Annotated in this window: 17 protein-coding genes and 1 pseudogene; 8 read left to right on the plus strand and 10 right to left on the minus strand. The window is 67.2% G+C overall.

The window, feature by feature from the left end:
- Both AC1DNE_RS16000 and AC1DNE_RS16005 read right to left on the minus strand, forming a co-directional pair.
- Window positions 1–163, minus strand: a pseudogene (locus AC1DNE_RS16000) (aldehyde dehydrogenase family protein); the annotation flags it as partial.
- A 121-nt stretch (window positions 164–284) separates the two neighbouring features.
- Window positions 285–437 (minus strand): hypothetical protein, encoded by a 153-nt coding sequence (locus AC1DNE_RS16005; RefSeq protein WP_265052127.1) that lies wholly within the window; start codon window positions 435–437, stop codon window positions 285–287.
- A gap of 148 nt (window positions 438–585) precedes the next feature.
- Here AC1DNE_RS16005 and AC1DNE_RS16010 point away from each other — a divergent pair, with 148 nt between their 5' ends.
- Window positions 586–1,074: a pyridoxamine 5'-phosphate oxidase family protein gene (locus tag AC1DNE_RS16010; protein ID WP_441471355.1), complete on the plus strand. Its 489-nt coding sequence runs from the start codon at window positions 586–588 to the stop codon at window positions 1,072–1,074.
- 39 nt (window positions 1,075–1,113) lie between these two features.
- On the opposite strand, the gene AC1DNE_RS16015 is transcribed toward AC1DNE_RS16010, so the two are convergent.
- From AC1DNE_RS16015 to AC1DNE_RS16030, 4 genes are all read right to left on the minus strand, one after another.
- Complete coding sequence (locus AC1DNE_RS16015) at window positions 1,114–1,806, minus strand: phosphatase PAP2 family protein (protein ID WP_441471356.1); 693 nt, start codon at window positions 1,804–1,806, stop codon at window positions 1,114–1,116.
- Between the two features lie 8 nt (window positions 1,807–1,814).
- Window positions 1,815–2,720 carry a diacylglycerol/lipid kinase family protein gene (locus AC1DNE_RS16020; protein ID WP_441471357.1) on the minus strand — a complete coding sequence of 302 codons (906 nt, stop codon included), beginning with the start codon at window positions 2,718–2,720 and terminating at the stop codon, window positions 1,815–1,817.
- 45 nt (window positions 2,721–2,765) lie between these two features.
- Window positions 2,766–3,653: a transglutaminase-like domain-containing protein gene (locus tag AC1DNE_RS16025; protein ID WP_441471358.1), complete on the minus strand. Its 888-nt coding sequence runs from the start codon at window positions 3,651–3,653 to the stop codon at window positions 2,766–2,768.
- Between the two features lie 271 nt (window positions 3,654–3,924).
- Entirely contained in the window at window positions 3,925–4,308 is a 384-nt protein-coding gene (locus tag AC1DNE_RS16030; protein ID WP_441471359.1) for a PRC-barrel domain-containing protein, read from the minus strand.
- Window positions 4,309–4,548: 240 nt separating this feature from the next.
- Between AC1DNE_RS16030 and AC1DNE_RS16035 the strand changes: the two genes are divergently transcribed.
- Entirely contained in the window at window positions 4,549–4,812 is a 264-nt protein-coding gene (locus AC1DNE_RS16035) for a glycine zipper domain-containing protein (RefSeq protein ID WP_441471360.1), read from the plus strand.
- 73 nt (window positions 4,813–4,885) lie between these two features.
- Here AC1DNE_RS16035 and AC1DNE_RS16040 read toward each other — a convergent pair whose 3' ends face one another.
- A complete protein-coding gene (locus tag AC1DNE_RS16040) occupies window positions 4,886–5,635 on the minus strand; it encodes a UTRA domain-containing protein (protein WP_441471361.1) in 750 nt (249 codons plus the stop codon).
- An 8-nt stretch (window positions 5,636–5,643) separates the two neighbouring features.
- Window positions 5,644–7,047, minus strand: coding sequence for a formimidoylglutamate deiminase (locus AC1DNE_RS16045; RefSeq protein ID WP_441471362.1), 1,404 nt, complete (start codon window positions 7,045–7,047; stop codon window positions 5,644–5,646).
- Between the two features lie 101 nt (window positions 7,048–7,148).
- On the opposite strand from AC1DNE_RS16045, the gene hutI reads away from it, so the two are divergent.
- From hutI to AC1DNE_RS16070, 5 genes are all read left to right on the plus strand, one after another.
- Window positions 7,149–8,357 carry an imidazolonepropionase gene (gene hutI / locus AC1DNE_RS16050; RefSeq protein ID WP_441471582.1) on the plus strand — a complete coding sequence of 403 codons (1,209 nt, stop codon included), beginning with the start codon at window positions 7,149–7,151 and terminating at the stop codon, window positions 8,355–8,357.
- Window positions 8,354–9,886 (plus strand): histidine ammonia-lyase, encoded by a 1,533-nt coding sequence (gene hutH, locus AC1DNE_RS16055; RefSeq protein ID WP_441471363.1) that lies wholly within the window; start codon window positions 8,354–8,356, stop codon window positions 9,884–9,886. The genes hutI and hutH overlap by 4 nt, the downstream gene beginning before the upstream one ends.
- A 151-nt stretch (window positions 9,887–10,037) precedes the next feature.
- Window positions 10,038–10,841 (plus strand): N-formylglutamate deformylase, encoded by an 804-nt coding sequence (gene hutG / locus AC1DNE_RS16060; protein ID WP_476767180.1) that lies wholly within the window; start codon window positions 10,038–10,040, stop codon window positions 10,839–10,841.
- Window positions 10,838–12,505 carry a urocanate hydratase gene (hutU, locus tag AC1DNE_RS16065; protein WP_441471365.1) on the plus strand — a complete coding sequence of 556 codons (1,668 nt, stop codon included), beginning with the start codon at window positions 10,838–10,840 and terminating at the stop codon, window positions 12,503–12,505. The genes hutG and hutU overlap by 4 nt, the downstream gene beginning before the upstream one ends.
- A 127-nt stretch (window positions 12,506–12,632) precedes the next feature.
- Window positions 12,633–13,196, plus strand: coding sequence for a HutD/Ves family protein (locus tag AC1DNE_RS16070; protein ID WP_441471366.1), 564 nt, complete (start codon window positions 12,633–12,635; stop codon window positions 13,194–13,196).
- A gap of 246 nt (window positions 13,197–13,442) precedes the next feature.
- Here AC1DNE_RS16070 and AC1DNE_RS16075 read toward each other — a convergent pair whose 3' ends face one another.
- A complete protein-coding gene (locus AC1DNE_RS16075) occupies window positions 13,443–14,522 on the minus strand; it encodes a citrate synthase/methylcitrate synthase (protein WP_476841120.1) in 1,080 nt (359 codons plus the stop codon).
- Between the two features lie 87 nt (window positions 14,523–14,609).
- Here AC1DNE_RS16075 and AC1DNE_RS16080 point away from each other — a divergent pair, with 87 nt between their 5' ends.
- Entirely contained in the window at window positions 14,610–15,749 is a 1,140-nt protein-coding gene (locus tag AC1DNE_RS16080) for a citrate/2-methylcitrate synthase (protein WP_441471368.1), read from the plus strand.
- Here AC1DNE_RS16080 and AC1DNE_RS16085 read toward each other — a convergent pair.
- Window positions 15,746–16,987, minus strand: a complete 1,242-nt coding sequence (locus AC1DNE_RS16085; RefSeq protein WP_441471369.1) for a class I SAM-dependent methyltransferase — start codon at window positions 16,985–16,987, stop codon at window positions 15,746–15,748. The two genes, AC1DNE_RS16080 and AC1DNE_RS16085, sit on opposite strands and share 4 nt — an antisense overlap.
- Window positions 16,988–17,230 lie beyond the last annotated feature (243 nt).

Below are 17,230 nucleotides of genomic sequence, written 5' to 3' on the forward strand. Positions count from 1 at the left end.
ACGACGCGGCCTTGGCGGCGGCCACGGCGCTGTTGAGGTCCTCGACCGAGCCCTGGACGTATTCGCCGACCACGTCGTTGGTGTTGGAGGGATTGATGTTGCGCGAGGCATTGGCCCCGCCGGCCCACTCGCCGGCGATCAGGTTCTTGAAGGGCGCGTTCATCTCGTTCTCCCACGAACAGGTCCGTGGGAGGGTGTTAGCGCCTTTGGGGCGGGAAGGCCAATGCCCGACGGTCGGGGAGCCATCCGCTGACCGCATCGCCGGAGAGGCGGCGGCAGCAACCTCACTTCTCCTTGATCGACAGCCCGTTCTTGCCGACCGAGATTTCGACGCCGTCCGGCTGCTTCTTCTCCTGGTAGAGCGAATAGCCGGTGACAGCGAGGGCAGCGACCAGCACCACGACCAGAACGACCAGAAGATTGCGCGAAGCGAGCATGAGACATCCTTGGAGAAGCGGCCGGAACCGCGGCGCGCTGCCAACGCCCGACGCCCGGTCAAAGTTCCGCGAGGACGGAACGTTCCGCCGCCGACTGCGTTCTCATCGGGCGCGAGCCATGAGATGATCGTGCGAGCTGGAGCAAGTGATGCGCGAGACCGAAGTGCAGGAGCGAATTTGGACCGCGCTGGCCGCGCACCCCGTCTATATGGTCTCGCTGTTAGCCGAAAACACCATCAAGACCCGGCCGATGTCGGGGCATCTCGACCGCGACCATCATCGGCTGCTCTTCATCAGCCATCGCCATACCGGCATTATCGGCGCGGCCCTGCGCTCCCCTTCCGTCTCCCTCGCGATCAGCCTTGAGGACCGGAACTTCTACGCCGCCATCTCCTGCTCGGCCTCGGAAGTGCCGGGCCGGGAGGAGCTGCGCGAGATCTGGACCCCGCTGGCGAGCGCCTGGTTCCCCAATGGACCGGACGATCCCGACGCGACGCTGCTGGAGCTGACACCGATCTCTGCCGAAATCTGGGACGGCCCATCGAGCAGCGTCGTCGTCGCCTTCAAGCTGGCGACGGCGAAGATCCTCGGGCGCACGCCCGATCTCGGCGTCAACGCCACTATCGACATGCGCTGAGCCGGCTCTGAGGCCGGACGCCGACCGAGCCAGCCGGCCTCAGGCCGTGTCGGAGGCCGCCATCCTCCGCCCGAGCCAAGCGATCGCGGTGCTCGACCAGGCAACGCCGAGACACCAGCCGCCGATGACGTCGGTCGGCCAGTGAACGCCGAGATAGACCCGGCTGAGACCGATCAGCACGATCATCACCCAGGCCAGCGAAACGCACAGCCGCTTGATGTCGTCACGCCGCGAGGCGAGGCCGACGAAGCCCGCGATGCTCAGCAGCGTCACCGCCGAGAGGAAGGCATGCCCGCTCGGAAAGCTGGCAGTGAAGGTCAGCGCCGCATGGGCGACGATGTCGGGCCGTGGGCGCCCGATCGCGATCTTCAGCCCATTGCTGACCAGCAGGGCCGCGAGCAGGCTGACGACGAGGCCCACAGCCAGGTGCCGATAACCACAGAACCAGAGCGCCAGCGTCGCGGTCGTCGCCATGAAGAACAGGCCGACAAAACTGCCGAGCGCAGTCATGTCCCGCACCGCCTCCTGAAACCAGGTCGGCCCGACCGGAGCGGCGGGATTGGCAGGGTCGCGGAACAGCTGGACCAGCGTGGTATCGAAGGCGAAGCTGTGACCCGAGGCGATGAAGGCAGCAAGCGTCACAAAGACCAGCGCGGCGGCAACCGGCACGAGAATGCGCGGCTGCCACCAGGGGGCAGACACCTGGCTCAGAGCGTGCCCAGGCTGAGACATGGCGACTTTCAACTCCGGAAGCGGGGCGGGCGAGCGGCGATAACCGTCAAGGCCCTGGGCAGCAAACCATATGCCAACGGCCCGACCTTGCGCTCGACCTCGCCATCGAAAGTGATGTGCCCGCGCCGCTTGTCGCGCCGGGAAAGCGTCACGGCATTGCCTGTGAAGGAACTGAGATTTCGCGACGAGCGCCAGAGGCCGGAAGCGACGGACAGGGCCGCCTTGCTGCGCGAATAGAGGCCGCCCGCATTCAGGACATGGACCTCGAAGACACCGCCATCGAGACAATCGCGCCGCCATTCCGCACCGTTGAAACGATTGACGGTGACCAGCACGGCATCCGCCTCGACGACGCGGCTTTGATTGCCGACGGCAATCTCGACGGTGATCGGGCGCGTGAACAGGATCGAGCGCGTCGCGGCGACACCGAAGGCAGCAACCCGGCTGAAGGGGAAGCGGCGGCGGGCATATTCGCGCTCGCGCGCCATCAGGCTGAAGAACCCCATGCCGGAGATGGAGTGGAACAGCCGATCGTTGACGCGGCCGACATCCATCGCGACGGGCTCGCCATGACAGAGCGCCTCGACCTGCTGTTCGAGCGGGCCGAACAGGCCGAGGTCACGCCCCAGCACGTTCACGGTTCCCATCGGCAGGATGCCGACCGGGCGGTCCGACTGAATCAGGACTGGCAAGGCGCCGTTGATGGTGCCGTCGCCGCCGGCCAGGACCGGTATCGTCCTGTCTTTTTCGATCGCCAGCGACAAGGCGCTGCCGATCTCGCGCGGCGGGACCAGCTTGACTTCCGCGTGGCAGCTATGGGCCTTGAAAGCAGCCTCGATGCGCGTTGCAAAAGCATCGGCACCGGCTTCCAGCACAGCTCCCGCGCGAGCGTTGACGACAACGGTATGGCGCATGTGGAGCCCAAGATAGGTGCACCCCGCAGCGGTGCAAGACCGGCCTCACGCCGCCGCCGGGCGCGCGTCGAACTGCGCAGGCTGCGGCGGGGCCAGCGGCATGGGCGTCTCCGCGACTTCTTCGGTGATCACCTCGAAGCGCTGCAGCGTATGCATGCCGAAGGAACACATCATCGCGGTATCGGTCGCGTCACGTCCGCGGGCGATGACGATGCGGCCGATGCGCGGCTCGTTGTGGCGGGCATCGAAGGTGTACCAGCGGCCGCCCAGGAAAACCTCGAACCAGGCATTGAAGTCCATCGGCGCCGGGTCAGGCGGCACGCCGATGTCGCCGAGATAGCCATTGCAATAGCGTGCCGGGATGTTCATGCAGCGGCACAGGGCGATGGCGAGATGCGCGAAATCGCGGCAGACGCCGATCCGCTCCTCGAAGGCCTCTGCGGCCGTGCGCGTGCTGCGAGCGAAATGATAGCCGAAGGTCAGGTGATTGTGGACGAAGTCGACAATCGCCTGGACGCGCGGCCAGCCCGGCGCCACCTGCCCGAACAGCGACCAGGCCTGATCGAAGAGCTTGTCGGTTTCGCAATAGCGGCTGCCGAGCAGATAGACGAGCGCCTCGTCGGGCAGGCGCGAGGGAGCAACCTCGCGCGCCGTCGGATGGACACGGTCGGGCTCGCCCGAATCGTGCACGACCCCTTCCGATTCAAGGCGGATGCCGCCGGGAGGCGCCACCATGCGCCGGCAGATATTGCCGAAGGCGTCGAGATGCTGTGCGACAGCGATCGGGAGCGACGGATCGGCCAAAGCGCTAACCCGCATCTCGTCGGGCATCGTCAGGTCATGGCGGCGTGAGGGATGGACGTCGAGCAATGTGAAGAGGGGCATGTCACGCGCGCAAACCAACTCGATCCGATAGCCGTAACGGATACGCATCTCGCTTTCTCCTGATGTGAGGGACGGCTGCCTCGCGGCTATGCCGCGGTAGCTCATCGAGTGTCGAATTCCCTCTCGGAGCAGACGCGCGAAGGCGCCCTCCGGTTCCCAAGCGCTGGAGAAAAAGCCCCGCGCTCTTCAGGCCTTCGCCGCCTGCGAGAACACGCAAGCCAGGCTCAAAAAGAAGATGCGGGCCTTTCGGCCCGCATCCCGCCGCCACGGCGGTTCGGCTGGGGGGATAGCAACCGCCGCGACCTGCGTCTGGCAGCCGCTACATCATCCAGTAGGGCATCGTGCCGTAATAGTCGTGGACACGCTTGCCGTAAGCCTTGTCCTCCCAGTCGGGTTCGCCCTCGCTGTCGTACATCGGCGCAGCTTCGAGCTTCTCCTTCGTCAGAGGCACGACGTAGCCGCCGCGTTGCGGGTCGTAATCGAGAACGCTCCACGGAATCGGATGGTACTTCTCGCCGAGGCCGAGGAAGCCGCCGAAGGACATGATGGCGTAGGCGACCTTGCCGGTCTGCTTGTCGAGCATCACGTCGTAGATCTCGCCGAGATGCTCACCAGCTGCGTTGTAGACGTCCGTTCCGGCAACGCGGGCCCCTGCAATCAAGGGATTGGCAGTGCTGGTGGTGGGCGTGGTGGACATCGCCATGTCGGTTCCTCCATGTGTCAGCGGCGCATCGCTGCAGCGCCAGAAACTCGTCTCCTCAACGTCCTGCGGAAGCCAAAGGTTCCAGCTTTTTCAGAGCCTTTTTGTGCAATCTTCCGGCACCACATTTCCGGCCCATCGTCATGTAAATGGAGGTTGCGCTTCGCATCGGAACCTTTGCCGGCACGGCGGGTTTCGGAGTGCGAGCGACATCGCCGTTTTGTGAAGAGGAGAACAGTCGGCATGAAGAAGTTCATGGTCATCGTGGGTCTTGCAGCCGCCTTGGGCGCCTGCACCGCGCGTGAACAGAATGCAGGTACTGGCGCTCTTATCGGCGCGGGCGCGGGTGCGCTTATCGGCGGCGCCGCGACGGGCCGGGCCGGCGGTGCCTTGGCCGGTGCAGCCATCGGCGGTGCCAGCGGCGCCATCATCGGTTCCGCCGCCACGCCGGATCAAGTTTGCTACGGCCGCGACGAGTGGGGCCGGCGCGTGCGTTACGCCTGCTGACGGAAGCTCCAGCGAATTCTTGGGAGGCTCGCCGATCCGGCGGGCCTTTTTTTTTGCAGCCTGGCTTGCCGCGTCAGACCTGGCCGTAGGGGCCGAAACGCCCGACGAAGCGATGGCGAAAGCCGGGATAGAGCAGCCGCACGGCGGTGACCGGCTTCGACTGGTTCCAGGTCCGGCGCTCGACCAGGAGGCAGGGCTCGCCAACCGCGATGTCGAGCAGGCCAGCCTCTTCCTCTCCCGCCCCGACGGCGCTGATCGCGTGCTCGGCCTGCGACCAGAGACTGTGCCTGAGCAGCCAGTCGCCGGGCGGTGTCAGCGCGAAATCCTCCTCGGCGAGACCGGACACGGCGGCAGCGTGGATGACGCGCTCTTCCAGCACATGCGGCTTGCCGTCGGCGCGATGCAGCACGACGAGATGAGCCACCTTGTCCGAACGCTTCAGGCCGAAGCGCTCGGCGACTTCCGGAGCAGGCCGGCCGTCGCTGCGTGAAAGAACGTCATATGCATACGCTTGGCCGAGTTGCTCCACCTCCTCCGGGATCGAGAGAATGTCGAGCATGGCGTGACTGGCCGGAGGGCTCGCGACGATGGTGCCCGAGCGGCGGCGGCGGACGATGAGCCCCTCACGGGCGAGTTGCACGAGCGCGCGATGCACCGTCATCCGCGAGGCGCCGAGCTGTTCCATCAAGGCGTGTTCCGGCGGCACGCCGGTGCCCGGCGGCCATTCCCCGCTGACCACCAGATCGCGGATCGCGCGCCGGATCTGCTCATAGACCGGCCCGGCGCCGTCCAGCTTCACCGCGTCGAGCCGGGTCTCCGTCATCCTGTTCCCTACGCTGCAGCAAGCAGGCGCCGCATCACGCCGGCAAAGCGCGCGCGCACCGAATCGCGGGCGACATGCTGCCCTTCGGCCACCACCCTCCTGCCACCGACGACGACGTCGCGCAAAGGCAGAGCGTTGGCGGCGAAGATCGCGCTGTCGACCGCCTCGGCACCGGCCTTGCCGACGATGGCCGGGTGATCGGCGTCGAGCGTGATGAAATCGGCACGGTGGCCCGGCGCGATCGCGCCGATGGCGCGGCCGCAGGCCTGCGCACCGCCGGCACAAGCTGCCTGCCAGAGCGCCAGGCCAGTCGAGGCCTGCTCCTCGGCGAAGAGGGCGCGGCGGCGATCGCGCAGGCGCTGCGAATATTCGAGCTGGCGCAGTTCGGCACCGGCATCGATCTGGATGTTGGAATCGCTGCCGACACCGAAGGCGCCGCCGGCATCGCGGTAGCGGATGCCGTCGAAGATTCCGTCGCCGAGGTTGGACTCGGTGATCGGGCACAGGCCGGCGACCGCGCCGCTGCGCGCAATGCCGTCGCGCTCTGCATCGCTCAGATGCGTCGCATGGATCAGGCACCAGCGCCGGTCGAGCGGGATCGTGTCCATCAGCAGTTCGACCGGGCGCTTGCCGGTGATCTTCAGACTGGCCTCGACCTCCGGCACCTGCTCGGCGACATGGATATGGACCGGGTTGCCCGGACGCAGGGAGGCCACCCACCCGAGATCGTCGAGCGCGACGGCACGCAGCGAATGTGGGGCCACGCCAAGCCGCGCATCCGGCAGATCGCGGATCGCCACCGCACTGTTCTCCAGCAGACGCTGATAAGCGTCGCGGTCATTGACGAAGCGGCGCTGGCCATGGACCGACGGCGCCTGCCCGAAATTGCCGAAGCGATAGAGCACCGGCAGCAAGGTGAGGCCGAGCCCGGTTTCTCCTGCCGCCGCGGCTATCGCCTGCCCCATGGCCGCGATGTTCGCATAGGGGCGGCCGTCCTTATCGTGATGCAGGTAGTGAAATTCTGCGAGCGCGGTGAAGCCGCCTTCCAGCATCTCGACGAAAGCCTGGGCAGCGATGGCCTGCACATCCTCCGGGTCGAGCCGGTCGAGAAAGCGATACATCACCTCGCGCCAGGTCCAGAAGGAATCCTCCGGCGCGCCGCGCCGCTCGGACAGGCCGGCCATGCCGCGCTGGAAGGCATGGCTGTGCAGGTTCGGCATGCCTGGCAGCGCAATCCCGCCGAAACTCCGGGCTTCCCCCGCCGGCTTCCGCCCTGCTTCGACGGACATGATCACGCCGTCGGCGACGGTCAGTTTCACATCACCGGCAAAGCCCTCGGGCAGAAGAGCCTCGGCCAGATGCAGGGTCTCGGTCACCGTTTCGCTCCCTCGGTCGTTGGCGCCTAATTGCATATGCAAATAGCGCTTGCCATTTGCATATGCAATTAGATATCATGTCCGGAGATCAAAGAGTAGCGGGAGGATGCGCGGTGGCCATAGCGCCAGGTGAAACGCTGGCTTGCGACAAGCTCTGGACGAATGCGCGGCTGGCGACGATGTCACCCATCGTCAACGCAGCTTATGGCGCCATCGAGGACGGCGTCGTCGCATCCCGCGACGGACGCATCATCTTCGCCGGCCAGCGCGCGGAAGCTCCGGCCTTCGCGGCGGCCGAGACCATCGATTGCCAGGGACGCTGGATCACGCCCGGCCTGGTCGATTGCCACACCCATCTCGTCTACGGCGGCGACCGCGCGCATGAGTTCGAACTGCGCCTCCAGGGCGCGACCTATGAGGAGATCGCACGCGCCGGCGGCGGCATCCTCTCCACCGTCAAGGCGACGCGCGAGGCGAGCGAGGACGACCTCCTCGCCTCGGCCGATCGGCGCCTCGCCGCACTGATGGCCGAAGGCGTCACCACCGTCGAGATCAAGTCCGGCTACGGGCTGGAGCAGCAGGCCGAGCTGAAGCAGCTCCGCGTCGCGCGCCGGATCGGCCGTGAGCGACCCGTGACGGTGCGCACCACCTTCCTCGGCGCCCACGCCGTGCCGCCGGAATATAAGGGCCGCTCGGGCGACTACACCGCGCTCGTCGCGGGACCGATCCTCGACGCGGTTGCGGCCGAAGGACTTGCAGATGCCGTTGACGTCTTCTGCGAGGGCATCGCCTTTTCCCCCGAGGAGACGAAGGCTGTCTTCAGCGCCGCCAAGGCGAAGGGCCTCGCGATCAAGGTCCATGCCGAGCAGCTTTCCAACCTGCATGGCGCCAAGCTTGCAGCCGAGATGGGCGCGCTGTCCGCCGACCATCTCGAATATCTCGATGAGATCGGCGTCGAAGCCATGGCCAAGGCTGGCAGCGTCGCGGTCGTGCTGCCCGGCGCTTTCTATTTCCTGCGCGAGACGCAGAAGCCGCCGATCGAGCTGATGCGCAAGCACGGCGTCGCCATCGCACTGGCGACCGACGCCAATCCCGGCTCGTCGCCGCTGACCTCGCCGCTGCTCGTGCTCAACATGGCCTGCACGCTCTTCCGCATGACGCCGGAGGAGGCGCTCGCCGGCCTCACCCGCCACGCCGCCACCGCGCTCGGCCTCCAGGACGAGGTCGGCACGCTCGAAGCCGGAAAGCGCTGCGACCTCGCGATCTGGGACATCGAACGCCCGGCCGAGCTCGCCTATCGCATCGGCTTCAACCCGCTTCACACCCGCATCTGGAACGGACAATGACGACGGTTTCGCTTAACCCGGGCGCAGCCCGCCTCACCGACTGGCGCGCCATCCTCGACGGCGCCGTGGCCTCCCTCGCCGGCGACAGCGCCACCTCCATCGCCTCCGGGCAGAAGATCGTCGAGGAGATCGTCGCCGCCGGCACCGTGACCTATGGCGTCAACACCGGCTTCGGCAAGCTCGCCAGCGTGCGCATCGCCGATGCCGATCTCGCCACGCTCCAGCGCAACCTCATCCTCTCGCATGCCGTCGGCACCGGCCCTGCCCTGCCAGACGGCGTGGTGCGCCTGCTGCTCGCGATGAAGGCGGCGAGCCTGGCGCGCGGCGCCTCCGGCGTGCGGCCGGTGGTGATCGAAGCGCTGACCGGTGCGCTCAAGGCCGATGCCCTGCCGGTCATCCCCGCCAAGGGCTCGGTCGGCGCCTCCGGCGATCTCGCGCCGCTGGCCCATATGACCGCAGCCCTGATGGGCTTCGGCGAGATCCGCCTGAAGGGCGAGACTCTGCCCGCAGCCGAGGCGCTGAAGCGCGCCGGCCTCAGCCCGCTCGCGCTCGGTGCCAAGGAGGGCCTCGCGCTGATCAACGGCACGCAGGTCTCGACCACGCTGGCGCTCACCGGTCTTGCCGCTATCGCCCGCGTCTTCGACGCCGCGCTGGTCGCCGGTGCGCTCTCGGTCGATGCACTGAAGGGTTCCGACACGCCCTTCGACCCGCGTATCCAGACCCTGCGCGGCCAGCCCGGCCAGATCAAGGTCGCCAAGATCCTGCTCGACCTGATCGCCGGCAGCGCCATCCGCGAGAGCCATCGCCATGGCGATACCAAGGTGCAGGACCCCTACTCCCTGCGCTGCCAGCCGCAGGTGATGGGCGCGGTGCGTGACCTCATCGGCAACGTGGCCGCCACGCTTGGCATCGAGGCCAACGCGGTCACCGACAACCCGCTGGTGCTCGGGCCGGGCGAGATCGTCTCGGGCGGCAACTTCCATGCCGAGCCGGTCGCCTTCGCCGCCGACATGCTGGCGATGGGCGTCTGCGAGATCGGCAATCTCTCCGAGCGGCGCATGGCGCTGCTGGTCGACCCCGTCATGAGCGGGCTGCCGCCCTTCCTCGCCCGCGACGCCGGCCTGAACTCCGGCTTCATGATCGCGCAGGTCACGGCCGCGGCGCTGGCTTCCGAGAACAAGCAGAAGGCTTACCCTGCTTCGGTCGACACCATCCCCACTTCAGCCAACCAGGAAGACCACGTCTCCATGGCGACGCATGGCGCCTTCCGCCTGATCGACATGGCGAAGAACGCCGCCAGCATCATCGGCGTCGAGCTGATGGCGGCGGCGGAAGCGATCGAGCATCATCGCCCGCTCAAGACCAGCGCGCGGCTGGAACCGGTGCTGGCGCTGCTGCGCGAGAAGATCGCGCCGCTGACCGAGGATCGCTATCTCGCTCCTGATCTCGCAGCCGCGACCGAGTTCGTGCTGTCCGGAGCGGTCGGCAAGGCAGCGGGCCTCGACAGCTTCGCGGAGTGCGGGGCGTGAGATCGCCTCGCGTCCCGCGAGCCCTCATCCTGAGGAGCGCCGAAGGCGCGTCTCGAAGGATGCTCGCCGAGGCTCCGCCGCACACTGGAACATCCTTCGAGACGGCGCTGACGCGCCTCCTCAGGATGAGGGCAGGAGGAAACGCGCTCAAATGACCATCATCAGCGTCACGCGGGGCTCCTCCCCGTTCATCCTCTCGATGCCGCATCCCGGCACGGGCCTGCCGCCGGAGGTTGCGGCGGCGCTGAACGAGCGCGGCCGGCTGGTCGAGGACACCGACTGGCATATGCGCCGGCTCTACAGCTTCGCCGCGCCGTTCGAGCCGACGATCGTCGAGGCGCAGCTCTCGCGCTTCGTGATCGACCTCAACCGCGATCCGGCCGGCGTCTCGCTCTATCCGGGCCAGGCGACGACCGAACTCGTGCCGACTACGACCTTCGACGGTGCGCCGATCTGGCAGAACGCGCCGGACGCAGCTGAGATCGAGCGGCGCAAAGTTGCCTATTTCCAGCCCTATCATCAGGCGCTCGCGGCCGAGATCGCACGGGTGAAGGCCGAGCACGGCTATTGCGTGCTCTGGGACTGCCACTCGATCAAGTCGGAGATCCCGCGTCTTTTCGATGGGACGCTGCCGACGCTGAACCTCGGCACCAATTCCGGCGAAAGCTGCGCTGATAGCGTCGAGGCGGCAGCTGTCGCCGCCATGGCAGGCCAGCCCTTCACCCAGATCCTCAACGGCCGCTTCAAGGGTGGCTGGATCACGCGCCATTACGGGCGCCCCTTCGAGCGCGTCCATGCGCTCCAGATGGAAATAGCGCTCTCCGCCTATCTGGCTGAAGAATCAGCGCCCTGGGCCTTCGACGAGACTAAGGCCGCCAGCCTGCAGACCGCCTTGTCAGCCACAATCGAAGCCGCGCTTGCCGCAGCCGCAGCCATCGAACGGAGCCGTTCATGACCCGCCTCGACAACACCCGCACGATCCGCGCCGCGACCGGCACCGAGCTCACCGCCAAGAGCTGGCTGACCGAAGCGCCGCTGCGCATGCTGATGAACAATCTCGACCCGGACGTCGCCGAGAACCCGCATGAGCTCGTCGTCTATGGCGGCATCGGCCGGGCCGCGCGCTCCTGGGAGGATTTCGACCGCATCGTCGCGGCCCTGCGCCAGCTCGAGGCCGACGAGACGCTGCTCGTCCAGTCCGGCAAGCCGGTCGGCGTCTTCCGCACCCACAAGGATGCGCCGCGCGTGTTGATCGCCAACTCCAACCTCGTGCCGCACTGGGCGAACTGGGACCATTTCAACGAGCTCGATAAGAAGGGGCTCGCCATGTACGGCCAGATGACGGCCGGCTCCTGGATCTATATCGGCACCCAGGGCATCGTGCAGGGCACCTACGAGACCTTTGTCGAGGCCGGGCGCCAGCACTACAACGGCAGCCTCAAGGGCAAATGGGTGCTGACCGGCGGCTTAGGCGGCATGGGCGGCGCGCAGCCACTTGCAGCGGTGATGGCCGGCGCCTCCTGCCTCGCCGTCGAGTGCAATCCCGACTCGATCGATTTCCGCCTGCGCACCCGCTATCTCGACGAGAAGGCGCAAACCCTCGACGAGGCGCTCGAGATGATCGCCCGCTGGACCAAGAACGGCGAGGCGAAATCGGTCGGCCTGCTCGGCAACTGCGCCGAGATCCTGCCTGAGATGGTCCGTCGCGGCATCCGGCCCGACATGGTCACCGACCAGACCTCGGCCCATGACCCGGTCAACGGCTACCTGCCCAAGGGCTGGACCATGGGCGAGTGGAAACAGCGCCGCGAGGGCGATCCGAAGGCCGTCGAGAAGGCGGCGCGCGCCTCGATGCGCGAGCATGTCGAGGCGATGATCGCCTTCCAGGACATGGGCATCCCAACCTTCGACTACGGCAACAATATCCGCCAGGTCGCCAAGGAAGAGGGGCTGGAGAACGCCTTCGCCTTCCCCGGCTTCGTGCCGGCCTATATCCGCCCGCTGTTCTGCCGCGGCATCGGCCCGTTCCGCTGGGCCGCGCTCTCGGGCGATCCGGAGGATATCTACAAGACCGACGCCAAGGTGAAGGAGCTCACGCCCGGCAACACGCATCTGCACAACTGGCTCGACATGGCGCGCGAGCGCATCTCGTTCCAGGGCCTGCCGGCGCGCATCTGCTGGGTCGGCCTCGGTGATCGCCATCGGCTCGGTCTCGCCTTCAACGAGATGGTCAGGACCGGCGAGCTCAAGGCGCCGGTCGTGATCGGCCGCGACCATCTCGACTCCGGCTCCGTCGCCTCGCCGAACCGCGAGACCGAAGCGATGAAGGACGGCTCGGACGCGGTATCCGACTGGCCGCTGCTCAATGCCCTGCTCAACACTGCGGGCGGCGCGACCTGGGTCTCGCTGCATCATGGCGGCGGCGTCGGCATGGGCTTCTCGCAGCATTCGGGCGTCGTCATCTGCGCTGACGGCACCGATGACGCGGCTGCCCGCCTCTCGCGCGTGCTCTGGAACGACCCGGCGACCGGCGTAATGCGCCATGCCGATGCCGGCTACGACATCGCGCTGGACTGCGCCCGCGAGAAGGGGCTCAACCTGCCGGGGATTCTGGGCTGAACTCCCTGTCATTGCGAGCGAAGCGAAGCAATCCAGTGTCGTAGAGCTCTACGCCCCCTAGATTGCTTCGTCGCTACGCTCCTCGCAATGACGACGCCACCCCGTCCCCCCGTCGAGGACCCATCCCATGCGCATCATCCGCGCCGCCGACTGCAAGGTCATGCCGTGGAAGAACGGCGGCGGCACCACGACCGAGATCGCGGTTTTTCCCGAGGGAGCCCCCCTGAGCGATTTCGAATGGCGCATCTCGATGGCGCATGTCGGGCAGGACGGGCCGTTCTCGTCCTTCCCCGGCATCGACCGGACCCTGTCGGTGCTGACCGGCAACGGCATCCGCCTTGCCTTCGGCGGCGGGGAGACGGTGGCGCTCGCTCGCTCGACCGCCCCCTTCTTCTTCGCCGCCGACCGGGCAGTGGACGGCGTGCTGGTCGACGGGCCGATCGACGATCTCAACGTGATGAGCCGGTGCGGGGCATGGAGCCACGGCGTCGAGCGCCTGGGCGGCGGATGGCATGAGGTCGCGTCGGAGCGTGGATTGCTGGTTCTCGTGGCGTGCCATGGCAATTGGCAGGTGAACGGGACCGCGCTGGCCGCCGGGGACAGCGCCGTGCTCGAAGCTCCCGTCACGGCCGAACTCGCCGCCGGGCGCGACGGCGAGCTGTTTGTCGTGAGGCTGACTCCAGCGTCGTAAAGCACGCTGTGTTGTGACGGAACCACGCCGTCATTCCGGGGCTCGCACAGCGAAGAGCCCGGAACCCATGAACGCGCGGATTGCCGTCATGGTCGGGCTTGTACCGGCCATCCACGCCTTCATCGGTGCAGTGCGGTGTTCAAGACGTGGATGCTCGCCACGAGGGCGAGCATGACGGAACAGGAGCAGCCTCGTGTCCATAAGTTCCGGGCTCGGTCCTACGGCCGGCTCCGGAATGACGGCGCGCTAGGCCGCCTGCCGCGGCTGCGGGCCGACATAGACCGATTGCGGGCGGATCAGCCGGCMGCCGGCGATCTGCTCCTTGGCATGGGCGAGCCAGCCCGTCGTCCGCCCCAGCGCGAAGACGCAGGTGAAGGAATCCGGCGTGAAGCCGAGTGCCTCCAGCAGCAGCGCCGTGTAGAACTCGACATTCGTTTCCAGCGTGCGGTTGGGCTTGCGCTCGCGCAGGATGGCGAGCGCCGCCTGCTCGACCGCCTCGGCCAGCGCGAGACGCCCGCTATCGGCGCCGAGCCGGCGGATCGCGCCCTTCAGCGCATCGGCGCGCGGGTCGCGCACGCGGTAGATGCGGTGGCCGAAACCCATCAGCCGGTCGCCGCGATCGAGCGCGGATTCGAGCCAGCTGCGGGCATTCGCCGGGGTACCGATCGCATCGAGCATCTCGATCACCGGACCGGGAGCGCCGCCATGGAGCGGCCCCTTCAGCGCGCTGATGCCCGCGAGCGTGGCCGAGACCAACCCGGCCCGGGTCGAGGCGACGACGCGGGCGGCGAAGGTCGAGGCGTTGAGGCCGTGATCGGCGACGGTGACGAGATAGGTATCGAGGGCAGTCGCCTGCTGCCTGGTCGGCGCCTTGCCGTGCAGCATGCGCAGCGTATCGGCGGCCTGCGACAGCGCAGGGTCGGGCGCGATCGGTGCAAGTCCCTGCCGCAAGCGCAGGGACGCGGCGGTGAAGACGGCGGGCGCCGCCAGAAGCCGCAGGATCGTGCCGGCGTCCTCGCCGTCCGGGATCAGCGCAGTCATTGCCCTGATCATCTCGACCGGCTCGAGCGTCACCGGCACCGCAGCCCTGGCGACGACCGTCTCGAACAAATCCTGCCGCGCGGCGCCCAGCGCCGCCGGAAGATCCTTCATGGCGGGCAGATCCGGCACGAAGCCGTCCAGCATCAGCGCAGCCATCTCCTCGAAGGAGGTGTGCCCCGCCAGTTCATCGAGGCTATGGCCGCGCATCACCAGCCGGCCAGCCGCTCCATCGACTTCCGAAAGGACAGTGTGCGCGGCAACGACATCTTCAAGGCCATCGGACATGGCGATCTCTCCTCAACATCTGAGGACTTGAGGATCGGTAGCTTCATCGCTAGAATCAATCTTGAACAATATAATCAATGTATTTCGATGACCGACTGGCTGACGGCGCAACAGGTGATGGTGCGGCTCGGGCTGAAGCCGCAGACGCTCTATGCCTATGTCAGCCGCGGGCTGATCGAGGCGCGTGGCGATGCGGGCGATTCGCGCCGGAGGCTCTATCGGGCGGAGGATGTGGCGCGGCTGGAGCGCCGCAAGGCGCGGGGGCGGAAACCGGCGGCCATCGCCGAGGACGCGATCGCCTTCGGCGAGCCGATCCTGGCCTCGGGCATCGCTACGATCCAGCGCGGCAAGCTCTGGTATCGCGGGCAGGATGCCGAGCAGCTCGCCGAGACGGCGAAGCTGGAAGATGTCGCGCGGCTGCTGTGGGATTGCGGTTCGCAACGCTTTCCGCCGCTGTTCACGATCGTGCCGGAGGCGCCGGCCCGGCAGCGCATGTTCGCGGTGATCGCGGCGCGTGCCGCCAGCGATCCCGCCATGGCCGGCCGCACGAAGAAGGCGCTCTATCTCGAGGCGGCGTCCGTCATCGATGCGCTGGTCGATGCGATTGCCGGGCGGCCGGGCCAAGGCCCGATCCACCACCGGCTGGCGCTGGCCTGGGGTTGCGATGCTGATGGCGCCGACCTGATCCGCCGCGCGCTGGTGCTGCTCGCTGACCATGAGCTCAACGCCTCGACCTTCGCGGTGCGGGTCGCCGCCTCGACGCGCGCCTCGCTCGCGGCCTGTGTGCTGGCCGGGCTGGCCACACTCTCCGGCCCGCTGCATGGCGGGATGACACCGCGCGTGCTCGGGCTGATGCGGGAGATCGCGAGCGAGGGCGTGGAGATGGCTGTCTCCGCCCGCCTCGCCACAGGCATGCCCCTGCCCGGCTTCGGCCATCCGCTCTATCCGGATGGCGATGCACGGGCCCTCGCGCTGCTAACCGCGTTCACGCTGCCGCCGGCCTATGAGGAGACGCGCCGGGCCGTCACGGCGCTGACCGGTGAGGAGCCGAATATCGATTTCGTGCTGACGGCGATCGCGAGCGAACTCGGGCTTGCGCCGGATGTGCCGTTCCAACTCTTCGCCGCCGCGCGCTGCGCGGGCTGGATCGCCCACGCGCTGGAGCAGAGCGAGACGGGGCGGCTCATCCGGCCCCGTGCCCGCTATGTCGGCCCGGAGCCGGCCTAAACCGGCTCGGCGACATACATCGTCGATGGCTTTTGCCCGAGCGTGTCTTTGCGCTCCTCGATATAGCCACGCGTGATCGGCAAGCCGTCGAGCTTCTTGGCGAGCTGGAACTGGAACACCACCAGATCATCGTGCCGGAAGCTCGCCTCGGACGCAGCGAGGTAGAACTCCCACATCCGGGCGAAGCGCTCGTCATACATCGCCACCGCCTCGTCGCGCCGGGCGAGGAAGTTCTCGCGCCAGGCCTTCAGCGTCTCGGCATAGTGGATACGCAGCACCTCGACATCCGTGATGACCAGCCCCTCCAGTTCGATCGCGGCCGCCACCTCCGACATGGCGGGGATGTAGCCGCCCGGGAAGATATACTTGGCGATGAAGGGATTGGTCGCGCCCGGCGGCGTCGAGCGGCCGATGGTGTGGATCAGCGCCACGCCATCGTCGTTGAGCAGCTCGCCGACCTTGCGGAAGTAGTCGCGGTAGTAGCCAACGCCGACATGCTCGAACATTCCGATCGAGACGATACGGTCGAAGGGCTCCGTCAGGTGGCGATAATCCTGCAGCCGGAACTCGACCGGCAGGCCTGAATCCGCGCCGCGCTGCTTCGCGATGGCAAGCTGTTCCTCGGAAAGCGTGATGCCAGTGACGGAAGCGCCGGTCTCGCCGGCGATCGACAGGGCCATGCCGCCCCAGCCGCAGCCGATATCGAGCACGCGCAGGCCCGACCGCAGATCGAGCTTGCCCATGATGTGCCGCTTCTTGGCGAGTTGCGCCTCGGCGAGAGTCATGTGCGGCTGCGCGAAATAAGCGCAGGAGTACTGCATGTCCGGGTCGAGGAAGAGCCGGAAGAAATCGCTCTTCAGGTCGTAATGATGCGCGACGTTGCGCTTCGCCAGTGCCGGCGTGTTGTTCTGGTGGAAACGGCGCACCGCGGTGCGCAGACCCTCCAGCGTCTTGCCCCAGCCCTTCGGGCGGGCCTTGTGGACGGCGGCAACCAGCGCGTCGAGCAGATCATAGAGCGAGCCCTGCTCGACCACGACGCGCCCGTCCATGACGGCTTCACCCAGGGCGAGTTCAGGATTGAGCGCGAGTTTCAGTTCGGTCGGCGAATCCACGATACGCATGCGCAACCGCGGCGCAGAGCCCTGTCCGATGGATTGAAGCGTGCCATCGGGAAAAACAACATCGATACGTGGCTCGATCGCGAGCCGAGACAACATCCTGGCAATCAGCGAGTGCATTGGCCCCACCTTCGGCAGCGCCCCTTTCCATCAACATGGCAAGTCGGATCGCTGTCGTAACCGCCCCTCGGCGCAAGGCAGGCACTCGCCTGCGACATGACAACGCAGGCGGCGCGGCTTGGTTCCCCTACGGAAGCATGACTGGTTTTGCCTTTACGCCGCAGCCCCTTTCGTCATTGCGAGCGCAGCGAAGCAATCCAGGGAGACGTAGAGCTCCGCCGGCCCTGGATTGCTTTGTCGCTT

Source organism: Allobosea sp. 05L423 (assembly GCF_056397745.1).